At 69.4% G+C, this 17944-nt stretch carries 14 protein-coding genes and 1 pseudogene; 7 read left to right on the forward strand and 8 right to left on the reverse strand.

The window, feature by feature from the left end; translation table 11 throughout:
• Nucleotides 1–155: 155 nt before the first annotated feature.
• Nucleotides 156–1631, forward strand: a complete 1476-nt coding sequence (locus tag NITAL_RS03725) for an LVIVD repeat-containing protein (RefSeq protein WP_211262180.1) — start codon at nucleotides 156–158, stop codon at nucleotides 1629–1631.
• Nucleotides 1632–1719: 88 nt separating this feature from the next.
• Here the strand turns inward: NITAL_RS03725 and NITAL_RS03730 are convergent, their stop codons facing one another.
• The 5 genes from NITAL_RS03730 to NITAL_RS03750 form a co-directional block, all read right to left on the reverse strand.
• Nucleotides 1720–2931, reverse strand: coding sequence for a discoidin domain-containing protein (locus NITAL_RS03730; RefSeq protein ID WP_169786712.1), 1212 nt, complete (start codon nucleotides 2929–2931; stop codon nucleotides 1720–1722).
• A complete protein-coding gene (locus NITAL_RS03735) occupies nucleotides 2847–6332 on the reverse strand; it encodes a right-handed parallel beta-helix repeat-containing protein (RefSeq protein ID WP_052664820.1) in 3486 nt (1161 codons plus the stop codon). Before NITAL_RS03735 ends, NITAL_RS03730 begins: the two co-directional genes overlap by 85 nt.
• A 147-nt stretch (nucleotides 6333–6479) precedes the next feature.
• Nucleotides 6480–7238: a sugar phosphate isomerase/epimerase family protein gene (locus NITAL_RS03740; RefSeq protein ID WP_157041597.1), complete on the reverse strand. Its 759-nt coding sequence runs from the start codon at nucleotides 7236–7238 to the stop codon at nucleotides 6480–6482.
• A 65-nt stretch (nucleotides 7239–7303) separates the two neighbouring features.
• Nucleotides 7304–8743 carry a hypothetical protein gene (locus tag NITAL_RS03745; protein WP_157041598.1) on the reverse strand — a complete coding sequence of 480 codons (1440 nt, stop codon included), beginning with the start codon at nucleotides 8741–8743 and terminating at the stop codon, nucleotides 7304–7306.
• Between the two features lie 44 nt (nucleotides 8744–8787).
• Nucleotides 8788–9786, reverse strand: coding sequence for a hydroxyacid dehydrogenase (locus tag NITAL_RS03750; protein ID WP_052664822.1), 999 nt, complete (start codon nucleotides 9784–9786; stop codon nucleotides 8788–8790).
• Between the two features lie 169 nt (nucleotides 9787–9955).
• Between NITAL_RS03750 and NITAL_RS03755 the strand changes: the two genes are divergently transcribed.
• The 3 genes from NITAL_RS03755 (at nucleotide 9956) to NITAL_RS03765 (ending at nucleotide 13196) form a co-directional block, all read left to right on the forward strand.
• On the forward strand, nucleotides 9956–11302 hold the full coding sequence (locus NITAL_RS03755) for an ABC transporter substrate-binding protein (protein ID WP_157041599.1): 1347 nt from the start codon (nucleotides 9956–9958) through the stop codon (nucleotides 11300–11302).
• 35 nt (nucleotides 11303–11337) lie between these two features.
• Nucleotides 11338–12324 (forward strand): carbohydrate ABC transporter permease, encoded by a 987-nt coding sequence (locus tag NITAL_RS03760; protein ID WP_083441194.1) that lies wholly within the window; start codon nucleotides 11338–11340, stop codon nucleotides 12322–12324.
• 95 nt (nucleotides 12325–12419) lie between these two features.
• Nucleotides 12420–13196: a carbohydrate ABC transporter permease gene (locus NITAL_RS03765; protein ID WP_083442078.1), complete on the forward strand. Its 777-nt coding sequence runs from the start codon at nucleotides 12420–12422 to the stop codon at nucleotides 13194–13196.
• 24 nt (nucleotides 13197–13220) lie between these two features.
• On the opposite strand, the gene NITAL_RS03770 is transcribed toward NITAL_RS03765, so the two are convergent.
• The 3 genes and pseudogenes from NITAL_RS03770 to NITAL_RS03775 all read right to left on the reverse strand — a co-directional run bounded on the left by NITAL_RS03770 (nucleotide 13221) and on the right by NITAL_RS03775 (nucleotide 14751).
• Nucleotides 13221–13676, reverse strand: coding sequence for a hypothetical protein (locus NITAL_RS03770; protein ID WP_052664825.1), 456 nt, complete (start codon nucleotides 13674–13676; stop codon nucleotides 13221–13223).
• Nucleotides 13669–13830: pseudogene (locus NITAL_RS26195) on the reverse strand (sigma factor-like helix-turn-helix DNA-binding protein); the annotation flags it as partial. The pseudogene NITAL_RS26195 and the gene NITAL_RS03770, both read right to left, overlap by 8 nt.
• A gap of 165 nt (nucleotides 13831–13995) precedes the next feature.
• A complete protein-coding gene (locus tag NITAL_RS03775) occupies nucleotides 13996–14751 on the reverse strand; it encodes a FadR/GntR family transcriptional regulator (protein WP_052664827.1) in 756 nt (251 codons plus the stop codon).
• A gap of 137 nt (nucleotides 14752–14888) precedes the next feature.
• On the opposite strand from NITAL_RS03775, the gene NITAL_RS03780 reads away from it, so the two are divergent.
• From NITAL_RS03780 to NITAL_RS03790, 3 genes are read left to right on the forward strand one after another with little or no spacing between them, the layout of a single operon-like run.
• Nucleotides 14889–16094 carry a mandelate racemase/muconate lactonizing enzyme family protein gene (locus NITAL_RS03780; protein WP_052664828.1) on the forward strand — a complete coding sequence of 402 codons (1206 nt, stop codon included), beginning with the start codon at nucleotides 14889–14891 and terminating at the stop codon, nucleotides 16092–16094.
• Between the two features lie 4 nt (nucleotides 16095–16098).
• Nucleotides 16099–16959 carry an amidohydrolase family protein gene (locus NITAL_RS03785; protein ID WP_052664830.1) on the forward strand — a complete coding sequence of 287 codons (861 nt, stop codon included), beginning with the start codon at nucleotides 16099–16101 and terminating at the stop codon, nucleotides 16957–16959.
• On the forward strand, nucleotides 16956–17909 hold the full coding sequence (locus NITAL_RS03790; protein ID WP_052664832.1) for an aldo/keto reductase: 954 nt from the start codon (nucleotides 16956–16958) through the stop codon (nucleotides 17907–17909). Before NITAL_RS03785 ends, NITAL_RS03790 begins: the two co-directional genes overlap by 4 nt.
• The last annotated feature ends 35 nt before the right edge of the window (nucleotides 17910–17944 follow it).

Consider the following 17944-nt stretch of genomic DNA (forward strand, 5'->3'; position numbering starts at 1 on the left):
CGGTCGTCATCCGAACCGCCACCCGGGCGGGCGTCCTGCACGAACGGGTCGCGCGGCCACCTTGACCGCTCCGATCCGCGCTGCTGGGATCGGCCGGTCGATCCGCGCTCCTACAGGGAGGGTGTGAGATGCGCAGATCCTCGAGGGTGGCTCTCGTGCTGCTTCTGACGCTGCCGCTGACGGTCCCGTCGGCGCTGGCGAGTACGTCCATCCCCCAACCCGACGGCGACATCGAGAACGTCCGGCTCGTGGGCAACATCCCAACGGACACGGACGCGACGGCGATCAACTTCCTCGAGTACGGGCAAGGCCACCACCAGCGCGACGTCATGGTGACGGTCGGGCGGTTCGGCGTGCGTGCCTACGACCTGGCCGACCCCACATCACCGGCGTTCCTCTCGGAGGTCACCAGCGACGAGCTGCGCCTGCCCGGTGACGTGACCGGCACCTTCTGGCAGAACGAGGACATGGCGGTCGACGAGCGCCGCAAGCTCGTCTTCCTCGCCCGTGACCCGCGGGCGTACGGTGGCACCACGACCGACCCCGACGATCCCGCCGGCGTCTACATCGTCGATGCGAGCGACCCGGACGAGATGTTCCTGCGCACCTTCGTGGAGGTCGGGGCCGGGCACACGGCCACGTGCATCAACTCCTGCGATTTCCTGTGGGTGGGTGGCCCGGCCAGCAACACCGAACAAGCCGCGGAGTGGCCACAGGGGCGACCGATCCTCGTGGTCGACGTCCGCGATCCCGACGACCCGGTCGTCATGCCCGATCCGGTCGATCTGCACCGCAACGACGGCACCACCGCGTACGCCCACGACGTCCAGGTCGACGCCGCCGGCATCGCGTGGGTGTCGGGTCTCGGAGGCGTCCGCGGCTACCACACCGACGGCGTGCACTGGGATCCGGTCGACGAGGTCCGACGCCGCGCCACCCCCTCGGACCCGGTGCCGTTCGCCGGTGGCCAGTTCGCCGAGGAGGGCGCGCCCACGGCGTTCATGCACAACTCGTTGCGTGCGGTCCAGGCGACCGCCGAGGACGGGCCCCGCTCCAAGCACGGCCACCGCGCGGACGAACTGATCATGGCCACCGAGGAGCAGTTCAGCCAGACCGACTGCTCGAGCCAGGGCATGTTCTCGATCGCCTCGCTGCGCGGCAGCTACGACGGCGAGGGCTGGCGCTCGACGCCGGAGGAGCCGTTCCGGCTCGAGGTCGTCGGCACGTGGTCACCGTTCGAGCAGGAGGGCTTCGTCGACAACCCGCTGTTCTGCTCGGCGCACTACTTCCAGATGCAGGGACGGGTGCTCACCTACTCGTGGTACTCCCAGGGCACGCGCTTCCTCGACATCAGCGACCCGACGAACCCCATCCAGATCGCCTACTACCGGCCGGACGTCACCAACTCCTGGGCGTCGTACTTCCACGGTGACCACATCTACGTCGCCGATCACGCTCGTGGCATCGACATCCTGGAGCTGACGGTGGATGCCCGGCGGGCGGCCGAGGCGCGTACGGAGGTGGTGGCACCGCCCATGTCCGCGACCCAGGTCGAGAACTCGAGGGCGCTCGCTGCCGAGTACGCCCCTGACCCACAGCTCGGCTGGGCCTGCCCGGTCCCGCGGGACTGAACGAGGACGCGCGGCTGGTCCGGATCGTCGGTGCGATCCGGACCAGCCGGGCGCTGCCAGGCGACCGGGGGTCACCACGCGCAGCCGGTCACGCGGGAGGGCTACCTGGGTCCGTGCTGGTGACGTAGACCTGGGCGAGGGCGGTGAACCTGGCGTCGGCCAGCAACCGGTCGGCGTCGAAGGACTCGGTGATGGTGACCCGGAAGGTCTGGGTGACCACCTCGTCGAGCTCGATGGTGACGTCGTGCAGCGCGGGCAGGTCCCACTGGTTGTTCCCGGTCGCACCGGCCAGGATGTGCGCGTACGTCGGGTCATCGGCCGCGTTCCACGACCCGACGGTCGTCCAGGTTCCGTCCTCGCCCGGGACCTCGATGAAGGCCGCTGCAGGTCCCGCCTTCGCGTACCGCTGCTCGTTGTCCCCCGCCAGGATCACCTCGCTGATGCTCGCCGGCTTGTCGAGGGTGTAGGTAACGGTCGGACGGTTGGTCGGGAAATCGCCCTGCTTCGACCACCACGCCGTCGTCCGGCTGCCGTCGAAGGTGTTGCTCACCACCTTCGATGGCTCGTGGGTGGAGGAGGCGACCGCCGATTCGATCTTGGCGAAGGTGTCCGGCACGACGAGCGTGGTGGTCGCCGAGTAGGACCGACCCGACGACTGACCCACACCCGTGACCGTCACGTCCTGGCCCGTCGCGTGCGATGCGGGCACGAAGACGTACCCGGCGAACACCCCATCCTCATCGGCGTAACGCTCGCGCGCGATCGTCTCGACCGGCTGGCCTCCGACCGTGAACGTGACCCGCTCGTTCGGCACGAACCCGGTCGCGTCGACCCGCAACTGACGACCGACCTGACCGGTCTCGGGAACCACCAGCTCCCCGGCGGAAGGATCGGGGTCCGTGCTGGTGACGTAGACCTGGGCGAGGGCGGTGAACCTGGCGTCGGCCAGCAACCGGTCGGCGTCGAAGGACTCGGTGATGGTGACCCGGAAGGTCTGGGTGACCACCTCGTCGAGCTCGATGGTGACGTCGTGCAGCGCGGGCAGGTCCCACTGGTTGTTCCCGGTCGCACCGGCCAGGATGTGCGCGTACGTCGGGTCATCGGCCGCGTTCCACGACCCGACGGTCGTCCAGGTTCCGTCCTCGCCCGGGACCTCGATGAAGGCCGCTGCAGGTCCCGCCTTCGCGTACCGCTGCTCGTTGTCCCCCGCCAGGATCACCTCGCTGATGCTCGCCGGCTTGTCGAGGGGTAGGTAACGGTCGGACGGTTGGTCGGGAAATCGCCCTGCTTCGACCACCACGCCGTCGTCCGGCTGCCGTCGAAGGTGTTGCTCACCACCTTCGATGGCTCGTGGGTGGAGGAGGCGACCGCCGATTCGATCTTGGCGAAGGTGTCCGGCACGACGAGCGTGGTGGTCGCCGAGTAGGACCGACCCGACGACTGACCCACACCCGTGACCGTCACGTCCTGGCCCGTCGCGTGCGATGCGGGCACGAAGACGTACCCGGCGAACACCCCATCCTCATCGGCGTAACGCTCGCGCGCGATCGTCTCGACCGGCTGGCCTCCGACCGTGAACGTGACCCGCTCGTTCGGCACGAACCCGGTCGCGTCGACCCGCAACTGACGACCGACCTGACCGGTCTCGGGAACCTCCAACCCGGCGTCGGCGAGGACGGTCACCTGCGTCGAAGCCTCCGTCGCGCCGGAGCGCACGGTGAGCGTGACCTCGCCGTCGAAGCCGTCCGGCACGATCACCTGTCCCGTCCCGGCACCGTTTCCCGTGATCTCCAGCGTGCCGACCGGCGTGTCGTCGAAGAGGACCGTTGCGGTTCCGGGCTGCATCCGGAAGGCCTGGATCGTCAACGGCTCGCCGACGATCCCGAGCGCCGCTTCGACGTACGGGGCCTTGGCGACGACGACGAGCGCATCGAGCAGGTCGATGAGCGCGCCGTCGAACGCCCGCCAGTCAGCGTCGTCGTCCGCCGCGACGGCTCGGGCACGATCCAGCGCCGCGAGGAACCGATCGACGACGTGGGCGGGCCGGTTCGAGACATCGATCTCTTCGGCAACGTCGACCGCAGCCTGGAAGGCCTCGCGATCGACCGGGCCGGTCACCGGGCCGACGTGCGCCTTCGCGTAGCTGAAGATCGCGTTCCAGCGTTGCACCCACGGCTCGCCGAAGCCCGCCGCGTCGGCGAGCGAGGATCCCTCGCCCAGCGTCCAGTTCTCGGTGTCGAACTCCATGGCGTCGATCCCGGCGTTGCTCGACGGGAGGAACAGTTCCCGGTTGTGCCGGGGCCCGTTGAAGTAGCTGCCGCCGCCCGGGTAACGGTTCGAACCGAAGTGGCCGGCGCCTCCGTGCGAGGCGACGTTGTCGTGGATGAAGGAGTCGGCCAGGGACGCGTAGATCGAGTTGGGGTTCAGCCAGGTTCCTGCCTCGTCGCACTCACCATCACCGGTGTAGGACGTGCAGATCACGCCGGCGGCGGTGCGCGGCACGTAGAAGCCGGAGCCACGCGGCTCATCCGGCGTCGCGATCCGTGGAGAGACCTCCGCGTAGTGCTGCTTCCACGTCGCGATGTTCTCGGCCGTGTTGCCGAAGGTCGCCTCGTAACCCTTCGGCGCGACGGCGTCCACGTCGTCGCCGGTGGTCAGCATGTCCTGGAAGCGCGTCACCAGCGTCCACGGGTTCTCGATGCCGGGTCCGGTCCCCGGCCCCCGGTAGTTGGACCACTCCCTGATCCACTCGCGGCTGCCGGCCGTCCGAGCGGTGTCCCAGAAGGTGATGTTGTCCTCGACCGAGATGTTGCGGCTCTTGTTGAGGAAGACGCCGCGGTTCCCGGGGTTGAGGAACAGGTTGTCGTGGATGTTGAACCCGGAGGCGTTGTCGTCCAGGTACACGGCCTGGTTCGCATGCCCGGCGGGCGTGATGTCTTCGACGACGTTGTAGGCGATCTCGTTGCCCAGGTACGTCCAGTCACGTCCGGCGTAGATCGCACCCATGTCGGAGGTGGTCTTGAGCACGTCCTTGATGTGGTTGAACTTGATGCTCATGTCGTTGCCCATGACCTGGATCGCCATGTGCGGGCTGCCGGAGACCTCGTTGAACTCGAACGCGTTCCCGACGCCGTACAGGTACCCGGCAGGCATGTAGGTGCCGAGCCGGCTGAAGTTCTCGATCCTGTTGTGCCGGGCCGAGTTGTTCCCTGGTTGCAGACTCTTGCGATCACCGCCGCCGAGCAGGATGCCGCCTGCCCCCAGGTCGTGGAGGTAGGAGTTCTCGACCCGGTTGTCGTGACCGCCACGGACGGTGTGGTAGTCGGGGCTGGCGGTGATGAGGCCCTCGTTCTGCCCGATCGTGATCGCGTCGCCGCCGGTCCCCGAGATCTCCACACCGTCGATCAGGTTCGACTCACCGTCGAGGATCTCGATCGCGCTGCCCAGGGTGTCACGCATCTTCAGGCCCGAGATCGTCACGTTCGACGTACCGGTGAGCTCGAAGAACGACCCGTCGTACGCCTTCCACGACACGTCGCTGAGGTCGCTGCCCTCCTCTGGGTAGTAGTACAGCACGTCGTTGCCGTTCCAGCGGTCGACGTAGAACTCGCCCGGGGCGTCGAGCTCCGACAGGATGTTCTCGCCGAACACCTGGTGGACGAAGTTGGTGTACATGGACGGCAGGCGGGCCCGGAACGTGTCGTCACCGGCGTCGTACGAGTAGATCTGCAGCATGTCGTCGGCCCACTCGAGCCCCAAGTACCCCGACAGCCAGGCGTCGGTCTCGTACGTCGTCGGGTCCTGGGCCGCGAGGACCTCGGCCTCTTCGGTCTTCAACGGCTTGGTGCCGACCTGGTTGTCCGGCCAGGTCTTCTCCAGCGCCGTCGTCGGAGCGGCCCACGTCGAGATCCGAGCGGCCAGGCTCGCGTTGTTGACCTTGAACCGAGGAGCCGGGAGCTGCAGCATCTCCTCGAAGGTCATCGCCAGGTCCGGGTCGTTGCCTGCGACCTTGTCCTGGAAGTTCTCGCGTGGGATCAGGCTGCCCCTCGGCTGGTAGGCGTAGGTGATGGGGCCTCTCGGGATGAACACCGTCTCACCATCGACCTTGTTCGGGTAGCGCGCCAACGTCTGGTGTGCGCCGTCGACGACGAGCTCCGGCGGGTAGGTGTTGGTGTTCCAGTTGAACCCGTTCTTCTTGATCTCCCCGACCGGCAGACCATCGGCACCGAGGTCGTAGGCGAGAACATGTTCGCGGTGTTCGACCGGGATCCGGTTGGCCGACTCGAACTTGCCGCTCAGCTCCTCGATCTCCGCCACCGATGTGAACTTCTCCGGGACCAGCCGATCCGAACCGACGAGCTCCGGTGAGGCATCTGGCGCGGCCGTGATCGTGATGCCCGAGTGGGCACGCGTGAGCTCGATCGGCTCGTCGATCCGGTACTGGCCGTCGAGGACCAGGACCTGGGCCGTCTTGTCGGCGTTCTTGTGCTCAGCGAGGTGGTCCGCCGCACGTTGGATGGTGGCGAACGGATGGCCGCGGTTGCCCTTCTCCGAGGCGTCGTCCCCGTCGGGTGACACGTAGACCCGCAGGTTGCCCTGGGAGCCGCCGGAGGCGAGGGCCGGCGAGGGTGCGTTCGCGGTCACCAGTCCCGCCACCAGACAGGAGGTGACCAGCGCACCGATCAGCTTGTTGGGCTTCATGTGATGCTCCTCATCGCTCAGAGAGGGCGTCATCGCCCGTGGATCACCGTCCCAGTCCACCGTCGACGCAGGACCCGCCAGGCACGTCGCTCGACAGCGTGATATGGCATACGTATGACGTATGTCTACACAAGGTTCCGCATGGGGTCAACGACCGGCCTGGGCGATCCACGTTCGCAAGCGATCCGCCTCCCCCGACAGCAACGTCTCGTCGTCGCCGGGGAGGAACTCCAGCAGCAGGTCGAGGGGTCGGCCGGTCGACGCGAGCAGCTCGATCGCGCTCGTCCAGAGCTCCGACCGCTCCTCGAGCCGCAAGCGCTCGAGTGCCGGCCACCACGAGAAGACGTGCACCGCTCGGACGTGCGGGAGCAGGTCGGCGAGTCCGGCGAGCGCGCTCTCGGTCGGATCCCCGACCCGCGGCTGCCAGTAGGTGCCCACGTTGGGCCGGTCGACGGCGGCGAGCAGGTCGAGCGTCGACGGAACGGTGTCGGCCAGCGTCCCGTCGTGGTGCTCGAAGGCCAGCTCGAGGCCGTCCTCGGCGGTGAGGTCCGCGAGCTGCTGCACACGGCCCGCCACGGCGGCGCGGTCGCCCGTCGAGGCATCGGCCGAGCCCGTGGTCCCCGCCCACACGCGCAGGCGACGGCACCCGAGGGCCCTCGCCGCTGCGAGCACGTCATGGCCCGGGTCCTCGGGCGTGGCCCGCCAGTACGTCCCGTAGGAGCAGACCGCCAGACCAGCCGCGCGGGTCCGCGCCGCGAGGTCGGCCAGCTCGCCGCCCGGTGGCGCGTGGACGTCAGCCCCCCACTCCACCCCGTGCAGACCGGCCGCAGCCGCCAGCCGGATCACCCGGTCCGGGGACGAGTGACGCAGCGTCACGGAGCAGAGCCCGGGTCGCAGCAGGGACATGGCGAGCCCTTCGTCGGCACTCCTGGGTAAGCGGTTTCCTGTCAGCTCAGCGATCAGACCAGAGCTCAGAGCCGACCGCGGTAGGTCGTGCCGAGCACCGAGACGTCGGTCGGCCGCTGCGAGCGGTCGACCCGGTACATCCCGTCGTTGGTCGCCAGGAACAGCGGGGCGTCCGGGTAGTGCAGGTCCTCGGCCAGCGGCTCCTTGTCGGTCCAGGCGAAGAACGCCCGGCCGAACACCGCTCGGTCCTTGCGCCCGTAGATGTCGAGGTCCCCGGCGGTCATCGGGCTGCGGATGCACCAGTGCACACCGTGCTCGGCCCACACGGCCCGGTCGGTCATCAGCACCGACTGGCGCTCGTCCGACTCGAACACCGTGGTCCAGAAGTCCTCGCCGGGGTCGGCCACGTCGTCGGCGAGGAACACCAGGTCGTGGGCGTGCCACGCCGTGCTCGGCGCGACGTCGGCCTCGTTCCCCCAGTGCGTCGCCGAGGCGAAGTAGCCCGCGGGCACCTGGTAATGGGCGTAGGTGTCCCGGCAGCGGGCCACGAAGTCCTCGAGCTCGGCGTCGGGCGCGATCCGGCACACCTCGCGCATGCCGTACAGGGACAGGCCCATCCCCGCGATGAGCATCGGGGTGTCGGCCTTGAGCGTGCGGCCGGGGGCCACGTACCAGTACCGGTGGAAGCGCGTCCGGCCCTCGGCGTCGGTCCACGCCGAACGAGCGACGTGTCGGCACAACCGCAGGGCTTCGTCGAGGTACCGGGGGTCACCGAAGCGCTCGTAACCGAGCACCAGCGGGACGATCATCAGTCCGTAGTACTCCGCGGGTTCCAGGTGGCCCCCTTCGGCGCGGTCACCTGCCTGCCGCCAGGTGCCGCTGGATCCCTCGTCGGGGACGCCGGGCTGGTGATGCCGCTCGATGAGGACGTCGAGGTCCTCGCGGATCTCGGGCAGCCCGGAGCCGTCGCCGGTGACGTCGGCGAGCAGCATCTTGACCCACACGCGGGCGTACTCCTGGTTGCAGGTGCCGTCCTCGGCGGGGCGTCCGCCGCCGAAGGCTTGCAGCGCGACGAGGTTGCGGCGCACCACCGAGACGACGTGGTCGACCTCGGGTTCGTCCAGCAGATGGCCAGCATGCTTGAGCCCGAGCAGCAGCCCGATGCTGCCGGTGGCGTTGTGGATCAGGCCCGTGGTGGCGGACTCGCCGACCTGGAAGCCGACGTGGCGGTACTGGTCGTCGTCCTGCAGCGCGTGGCTCTGGAAATACATCATGCGGCGCCACATCGCGATCGCCCGCGGGTCGGGGCGGGCGGCGACGAGCTGTGCGATCGCGCCGGTCGCGGGGGCCGAGAAGGCTGCGTGGCCGCTGGTCCAGTCGAGGAAGGTGGCCGGGTTGGTGCCCCACACGCTGTGGTTGTGGAACCCGTTGATCGCACCTTCCTCGGTGACCCAGCTGAGGAACCAGCGGGTCAGGCTGACCAGATCGGGACGGGGGCTGGTCACGGGTGGCTCTCCGGTCGGGGCGGCAGGGCTGGATCGGGGGAGGATCAGGCGCCGGTCGCGAGTGACGCGGGATCGACGGGGTGCAGCGGGGGCCGTCCCTCCACGAGGGCGCGAACCTCGTCGACGGCGGCTCGTCCGAGGCGGAGCAGCTCCGCGCCCTGCGACCCCGCCACGTGCGGCGTGAGGGTGACGTTGGGCAGGTCCCACAGCGGGTCGTCCGGGGCGAGCGGCTCGGGTTCGGTCACGTCGAGGATCGCGCACAGCCGGCCGGAGACGAGCTCCGAGCGGAGGGCGTCGTGGTCGACGACGCCACCGCGGGCCGTGTTGACCAGCGTCGCCCCGTCCGGCATCAGCGACAGCAGTCTCGCGTCGACCAGGTGCCGGGTCTGAGGCAGCAGCGGCGCGTGCACGCTCAGCACCCGCGAGCGGGAGAACAGGCCCTCGAGGTCGACCAGTTGCACGCCGAGCTGCTGCGCATCGGTCGGCGAGAGGGTCGGGTCGGAGACCAGCACCTCGACATCGAACGGCGCCAGCAGCTCGATCAGGGCACGGCCGGTGGCCGACGCCCCGAGCACCCCGACGGTCGTGCGGTAGTTGCCGGCGATGGTGTCGTCGACGGTGAGGTCCGGGGCGGTGCGCTCGACGCCGAACCTGGCCGTGAGTGGCAGGACGTTCTTGGTCGACCACAGCACCGCGCCGAGGGCGAACTCCGCGACCGGTCGGGCGTTGAGGGCGGCACCGCTGGTGACCCGGGCGCCGCGGGCCCAGAGCTCGGGTGAGACGAGGTGCTTGACCGACCCCGCCGCGTGCACGACCGCGCGCAGTCGCGGCATGGCCTCGAGCACGGCGCCTTCGAGCCTGGGGGCGCCCCAGGAGGTGATCAGCACCTCGACGTCGGCAGCCGTGGCGGCATGGTCCGGCGCCGTCGGGTCGCTGAGGACCCGGCCGGGGTCCAGGTCGACGAGCGCCCGAAGCTCGGTGACCAGGGGCGCGTCGAAGAAGCGATGCTGGAGGCCCGGTGTCATCGCAAGAGCGGCCTTCATGTGCGCCTCCTGCGGATGTCGAGAAACGGACTTGAGCTAAACGTAGTATGTGTTACCTTAGCGTGCGAGTGGGATAACGCTTTCCCGCTGTTGCACTGGGTGCACAGGAGCACCCAGACCCGACTGGCCCTCACGAGTGACGGGCGGCGGGCAGGCGAAGGAGAGTCCTGTGGGAGCACGAACGTTGAAAAAGGCGGGGGCCAAGAAGACGGTGGCAGCCACGATGGCGCTGCTGATGCTGGCGACCGCCTGCGGCGGTGGCGAGACCGACGCCGGCGCGGAGAGCACGGACAGCACGGACAGCACGGACAGCGCCGACAACACGGATGGCGACGCCGACACCGATGACGTGCAGGCCGGCGGTGAGGTGCGGATGGTGGTCAACATGACCGACAACCTCACCACGCAGTTCTGGAGCGACCTGGTCGCGCCCTTCGAGGAGCAGACGGGCATCACCGTCAAGATCGAGGGTCCGACCGGCACGAACGTGAGCGAGACCTTCAGCGCGCAGCTGGCGGCGGGCACCGCGCCCGACGTCATCCAGTCCATCTTCGCCGACAACGAGATCGCGCCGGAGCTGCTGGACATCAGCGACCAACCGTGGATCCAGGGGACCCCGCTCCTCGACACCTACTCCCTGGGCGGCAGCAACTACGTGGTCGGCGTCGGCTCGCAGGCCCAGTCGCTGGTCTACTACAACAAGACCGCCTTCGAGGAGGCAGGCATCACGAGCACGCCGGAGACCTGGGAGGACTTCGACGCGGCGCTCGGCCAGCTCGCTGATGCCGGGTACACCCCCCTGCAGACCGCCGGCCAGTGGATGACCGGCCTGCAGCTCCAGCAGCTGTGGCACCCCACGCTCAACACCACCAACCCGCAGTGGCAGATCTCCGTCAGCGAGGACGAACTGACCCTGGCAGAGGCGTTCGAGCCGATGTTCGCCAAGTACGAGCAGTGGCTGGCGCAGGGCTACATCCAGCAGGATGACGTGGGTCTGGACCCGAGCACGGCGGACGCCAACTTCCTGGAGGGCGAGGTCGGCATGTACCCGCTCGGCAGCTGGCTGGTGGCCACGATCGATGGCGCCGGCGACCTGCCCTTCGAGGTCGGGGTGTTCTCGCCGCCGGTCGAGCAGGGCATGGACTACCCGGGGCCGCAGGGTGCGACGATGGCGTTCCCCTACATGGTGTGGGAGGGCAGCGAGCAGACCGAGAACGCCCTGCGGCTCATCGAGTTCCTCGTGACCGACGAGGATGCGATCGAGGCGCAGCTGCGGGCCGACGGCGTGTTCCGCGCCGGCGTGGACGCGCAGGCGTCCCCGGTCGGCCAGGAGATCCAGACGATCATCGACGAGGCTCCCTCGCTGGTGGCCGTCGGTGAGGGCGCGGGCGATGTCCGCCTGCCGGTCACCGGCCTCAACCCGAAGTTCACCGAGATCGTGCAGAGCCTGTACACCGGCTCGAGCGCGGCAGAGGCTGCGGCCGACCTCAACACCTGGGCCGAGCAGAACCGCTGACGTCTCGGTACGACCCTGGCACGGAGGAGGTGGCGATGAGCGTCATCAGCGACACCGCCCCCGTCGCCGATCCGGCGCGGCGCGGCTGGGACCGGCGTTCGGTCCGTCGCGGCGAGGCAACCCCTCGCCGCGACGGCCGGCCAGGACGGTCGCGCCGCGCGGTGCTGGCCGAACTGTCGATGATGGTTCCCGCGCTCGGTGTCTTCATCGCCCTCCTGGTGGTGCCGGTCGGCTACGCGGTCTACTACAGCTTCACCAACTACAACGGGTTCCCCAGCCAGACCCCGGAGTTCGTCGGGGTCGACAACTACGTGCGGCTCGTCCAGAGCGCCGACGTCACCAGCGCGATGGTGACGACCGCGATCGTCATCCTCGCGGGATCCCTGGTGGTCAACGCCATGGCCCTGAGCCTGGCGCTACTGCTGTGGCGCACCACGACCTTCACGGCGTTCGCGCGCGTGGTGATGTTCTACCCACACGTGCTGAGCCTCATCGTCGTCGGCTTCCTCTGGTCGGCGATCCTCGGCCCGCAAGGTGCGGTCAACTCGGTCCTCGGATCGCTCGATCAGAGCACACTGCCGTTCCTCACCAACCAGAGGTGGGCGCTGGGGACCCTCATCGGCGTCATCGCGTGGGCGCAGTTCGGGGTGCAGTTCCTGATCTACCTGGCCGGCCTGCAGGCCGTTCCCGACGACCTGCAGGAGGCATCCAGCATCGACGGAGCGAGCCGCTGGCAGGCGTTCCGCCACGTCACGTGGCCAGCCCTGGCCCCGTCGGCCACGGTGGCGCTCGTGACCACGATGCTCTCGCTGCTCAAGACCTACGACGTGGTGGTCTCGCTGACCGGCGGCGGACCGGCGGGCGCCACCAAGACCTTCGCCTACCAGATCCTGGCGGTGGACTTCCCGAGACGGCAGGTCGGGCTGGCCTCGGCCGAGGCCGTGGTGCTGATCCTCGTCGCGGCGGTCCTGTCCTTCGCGGCGCTCGCGATGCGCCGCAAGAGCGATGAGGCGGCAACGTGAGCGCGATCGGTCTTCGTCTGCCCAAGCGCCCCCGGCCCTCCGGGGTACGGCACTCCCTGCGCTGGTACGCCGTGGTGTCGGGACTGTGCCTGGTCATGCTCGTGCCGATGTACCTGTTGGTGGTCAACGCCTTCAAGGACCAGCAGGCGATCGTCCGTAGACCCTTCTCCCTCAACCCGGGGGAGATGACCGTCGAGCACCTCTCCAACGCGTGGAACAACCCCGACTTCGACATCGCCTTCGGCTACTTCGTGACCTTCGGGCTGGTCATCTGCGTCAACCTGTTGGCCATCAGCGTGTGCGCTCCGGCCGCCTACATCATCGCTCGCTCCTCCCGGAAGGTCTTCCGGGTCGCGTTGCTGTTCTTCATCTCGGGGATGTTCATCCCTCCCCAGGCGGTCCTCGTCCCGGTCATCTTCGTGCTGCGGGCCCTTGGACTGGTGGGGACCTTCCCCGGGCTGGTGCTGTTCATGGCGTCCACGACGGTGCCGTTCACGATCTTCGTGTTCACCGGCTTCATCCGGATGCTGCCGGCGTCGCTGGACGAGGCGGCGTCGATCGACGGTGCCGGGCCGTACCGGACGCTGTGGATGATCATCATGCCGCTGATGAAGCCGATCGTGGCGACCGTGTTCATCCTCAACTCGCTGAGCGTGTGGAACGACTTCGCCAGCCCACAGCTCATCCTCGGCCCTGGCTCAGGCCTCTACACGGTGACGACCGGCGTCTACGCCGCGGTCGGCGAGTACTCGGCGGACTACACGCAGGTGTTCCCGACGCTGCTGCTCGCCGTGCTGCCGATCCTCGTCCTCTTCCTGCTGACCCAGCGGTGGGTCATGAGCGGGTTGTCGGCCGGCTCCGTCAAGGGCTGACCTTCGCCGCGGCGCCTTCCTCAGTCACCGCGCCGCAGGGTCGTCGAGCCGCTCCCAGGTCACCGAGATCTCCGGATCCGACTCGCGGTGGCCACCCTCGAAGTGCTCGCTCCACCACACGATCTTGCGCGGGAGGTAGTCGCCGTCGGCATCGAGCACCGTCCACAGCTCGGATGACCCCAACCGGACACCACCGTCGGAAGCGGGCTGCTCCGGGTACGGGGCCGGTGGCACGAAGTCGCCGTCGGGGACCGTCACGGGGCAGCCGACCGGTGTGGCGGTGACCAGCGTCGGAGACGCGGGAAGCAGCTGCCCGACACCGAGGACGGTCCCGGCGAGCACGACGATGCTGGCGGCAACGCCACCGACCTGAGACACGTGTCGCTGGCGCTGGGTGCGGTTCCACAGCTGGTCGAAGTCGGGCCGCAGCTCGCGGTTCGAGGCCGCGTCGTGCAGGAGCTGTCGGATGTCGTCAGCCATCGTCGGCCTCCAGCGCGGGAACGTCGGGGACGAACTCCTCTCGGAGGGCTGCGACCGCACGCTTGGTCAGGGACCGGACGGCGTCCGGGCTGGCGCCCATGCGGCGTGCGGCCTCCTCGACCGGAAGATCGAGGTAGTAGCGCAGGATCAGCGCGGTCCGCTGCCGCTACGGCAGGGCAGCGACGGCTTCCCGGACCGCCAGACCCCAGGCATGGTCGCGGTCATCGGACGACGGCCCCACGAGCAGACCCCAGCGGGTCACGCGAACCGTGCCGCACCTTCCGCGCGCGGCGGCCCCGCGCTGTCGGTGGCGCGAACGTCAGGACGGTGAACGGCCCGCGCGGTTGGGCAGTCGTCGACGCTGCCACGATTCGAGGATGTGGCTGGTCATGGCCTCCCGGGCACGCTCGGGGTCCCCACCGGTGATCGCTGCGTGGACGGCCTCGTGCTCGCGGAGGGTCAGCGTGAACGCGCCCGGCACGTCCACCCCGTGGTAGCGCGAGCTCTCCTGGGCCCGGTCCATCAGGATGCGTGCGATGCTGCTGGCCAGCCGGTTGCCCGACAGTTCCATGACGGTCTCGTGGAACACCACGTCGGCGGCGCGGAACGCCGCCTCGTCGTCCACGGTCTCGCGCATCCGGTCCATCGCCGCGTCCAGCGCCTCGAGCTGGCCGTCGTTGCGGAGCCGGGCGGCCTCTGCCGCCATCACCGACTCGAGCTGGGCCCGCACGGTGCTGAGCTCATCCAGGGTGCCGAGCGTCTCATCGTGCTTGATCAGCGAGGTGAGCACGGCTCGGTCCAGGGGGTTCCACGCCGTCATCGGACGGACCACGGTGCCGCGGCCGCGGGCGACGGTGAGCAGGCCCTTCTCCTCGACCCGCTTCACCGACTCGCGGATCACGGTCCGGCTGACCCCGAACTCCTCGCTCAGCGGGCCCTCGGGCGGGAGCGACTCGCCGGGGAGGAACCGACCGGAGACGATCGCGTCGACGAGCCCCTCGACCACCACGACGCCCAGCATCGGGCTCGCCGGGCGCTTGGCCGCCAACACGGTGCGTGCGTTCTCACTGGACATGGAGCCGAGTGTAGGACCTCACACGTATCACCGCTCTCCGGAACCCCAGCCGGCCATCCGTGCGGGAGCTTTACATCAGACATCATACGTTTATGCTACAGTGTCCCGAACGCGGGCGACGTCGAGGTGGTGCTGGTATGCGTATCACGGGTTATCGCACCCTCACGACCCTCCACCGCTGGGGTCGCCCCATCGGCGACGTCAACGGGCATGTGGCATCTGGTATCACCAGCATCCCGATCGTGCTCGTGGACACCGACGACGGCAACGTCGGCGTCGGGCTGGGGAGCCACGACGGCCTCGACCGGGTCTTCCCGGCCCTGGAGGGCGAGGACCCCCGCGCGGTCACGGCGCTGTACGACCGGATGCTGGCAGCCGTCTTCAAAACCGGCCACGCCGGCGCGGTCTTCGGGGCGATCGGCGCCTTCGACATGGCACTGTGGGACCTGAAGGCCAAGGCCGCCGGCGAACCGCTGTGGCGGATGCTCGGCGCCCGCGACCGGGTCGTGCCCGGTTACGCCTCGGGCCTCGACGGCCCCCTGGACGACGGTGCGCTGGTTCGCATGCAGCAGGCGTTCGTCGACCGCGGGTTCACGGCGGTCAAGCTCAAGGGCGGCCTCGACCTCGCCGCCGACCTGCGCCGCCTCCGCCTGGTCCACGACCTCTACACCGACGCGCTCGGCACGGCCCCGCGGCTGATGCTGGACGCCAACGAGTCGTGGTCCCGGAAGGAGGCCATCAGCTACGTGCAGCACCTCGAGGAGCACATCGACCTGGCGTGGATCGAGGAGCCGGTACGCCGCTGGGACGTCGAGTCGCACGCGATGATGACCCGTGCCGTCAGAGCCGCCGTGGCGACGGGGGAGAACCTCACCGGTCTGGAACAGTTCCGACCGCTCGTGCAGGCTCATGCCGTCGACGTGGTGCAGACCGGCAGCGTCTGGGGCATCACCCACTTCCTCCGCGTCGCGGCGCTCGCCCACGCCTTCGATCTGCCGGTCAGTCCGGTCGGCTACCACGGCAACCCGCTCGCGCACGCGGCGGCCAGCGTGCCCAACCACCTCGGCCTCGAGGTGCACGACCTCGGCGTCCCCATCGGGCTCCAGGTCGACCAGGAGATCGTCGACGGATGTGTGGTCCTGGGTGACGAGCCAGGCCTCGGCATCGCCGTCGACGAACCGGCGATCGCCGCGCTCGCCGAGGCGGCGGACTGGGGCCGCGCCAACGGTCCGCACGTGCGCCCCGAACGCGCCGGCCGGCGGCTGATCGCTCCCGAGCCGCACCGCTACGCACCGTCCCTGAGCGTCGCAGAGCCGGTCGCCGACGCGGTCGCCGGCGACTGAGATCGTGCCGTCCCGGTCGCCGCGCATCGATGCCCACCACCACGTGTGGGACCTCGCGCGACGCCCGCAACCCTGGACGGACCAGCTGCCGACGCTGCGCCGTTCCTTCCCGATGGACGAGCTCATCCCGCAGCTCCAGGCGCACGGGATCGACGGCTCCGTGGTCGTGCAGACCGTCGCCAGCCTCGACGAGACGTACGACCTCTTGTCACTCGCCCACCACGAGCCGATGGTCGTCGGCGTCGTCGCGTGGTTCGACCTGCCCGACCCATCCCTTGAGGCCACGCTCGCCCGGACTGCTTCCACGCTCGGCGGACGCCGGCTGGTCGGCGTGCGACACCAGCTCCAGATCGAGGCGGACCCGAAGTGGCTGATGCGACGTGACGTGATGCGGGGTCTGGCGACCTTGTCGCGGCACGGCCTCGCGTACGACCTCGTCGTCTCCCCCGAACAGCTGCCGCTGGTCACGTCGGTGGTGGCCCGCCTGCCCGAGGTCCAGTTCGTCCTCGACCACGCCGGGAAGCCTCCGATCGCCAGTGGCGACCTCCGCGACTGGTCCCGGGACGTCCGGGCGCTCGCCCGCCACGAGAACGTCGTGGTCAAGCTCTCGGGACTCGTCACCGAGGCGTCGTGGACGGGATGGAGCTGCGACGACCTGCGACCGGTCGTCGAGACCGTCCTCGACACGTGGGGCGCCGACCGGACGATGCTCGGATCGGACTGGCCGGTCTGCCTCCTCGCCGAGGCCGACTACGCCCGTGTCACCGCAGCCCACGACAAGCTCCTCGCCGAACTGAGCGACACCGAGCAGGACGCCCTCCGTGGGGGTACGGCACGACGCGTCTACCGGTTGGAGATCGCGTGAAGACCCGTCCTGTCGGCCGCACACGTCTCGCGGTGACCGAGCTCGGTTTCGGTGGCGCTTCCCTCGGCAACCTGTACCGGCCCACCGACGAGGGCACCGGCCGGGCGGCTGTCGAGGCGGCGTACGAGGCCGGCATCCGCTACTTCGACACGGCCCCGCACTACGGCCTCGGGTTGTCGGAGGAACGCCTCGGCCGCGCGCTGGCTGGCGTCCCGCGCGAGGACTACGTGCTGTCGACCAAGGTCGGTCGCCTCCTCGACCGCAACCCGAACCCCACCGGGTCCGATCTGGAGGTCGGCGGCTTCGACGTGCCCGACACCTGGATACGTCGCTGGGACTTCTCGGCTCGCGGCGTCCGCACCAGCCTCGAACGCAGCCTCCAGCGGCTCGGTGTCGACCGCGTCGACATCGTCTACGTGCACGATCCCGACGATCACGTCGACCAGACCATCGCGGAAGCGGTCCCGGCGCTGGTCGAACTGCGCGAGCAGGGCATCATCGGCGCGGTCGGTGTCGGGATGAACCAGTGGGAGGCCCCGCTGCGGATCGTCGAGGAGACGGATGTCGACGTGGTGATGCTGGCGGGGCGTTGGACCCTGCTCGACCGCTCGTCTCGGCCACTGCTCGATGCCTGCGCCGCTCGTCAGGTCAGCGTGGTCGCAGCGGCGCCGTACAACTCCGGGCTGCTGGCCCGGCACCGGCCCGAGCCGGGCGCCCGGTTCGACTACCTGCCAGCCTCCGACGAGCTCCTGCGCCGCGTGCACGCCCTCGCTGACACCTGCGAGCGGTGGGACGTCACCCTGCCCGACGCCGCCGTCCAGCACCCGCTGCGTCATCCGGCCGTCGTCTCGGTCGTCGCCGGCCTGCGCGCTCCGGCCCAGGTCCGCCAGTTCGTCGAGCGGTACGCCACCACCGTGCCCGCCGACGCCTGGCCCGAACTCGACCGCTGACCGCGCCCGCCACCCACCACCACCCGACAGGAGAC

It is taken from the genome of Nitriliruptor alkaliphilus DSM 45188 (assembly GCF_000969705.1).
Taxonomy (GTDB): Bacteria; Actinomycetota; Nitriliruptoria; order Nitriliruptorales; family Nitriliruptoraceae; genus Nitriliruptor; species Nitriliruptor alkaliphilus.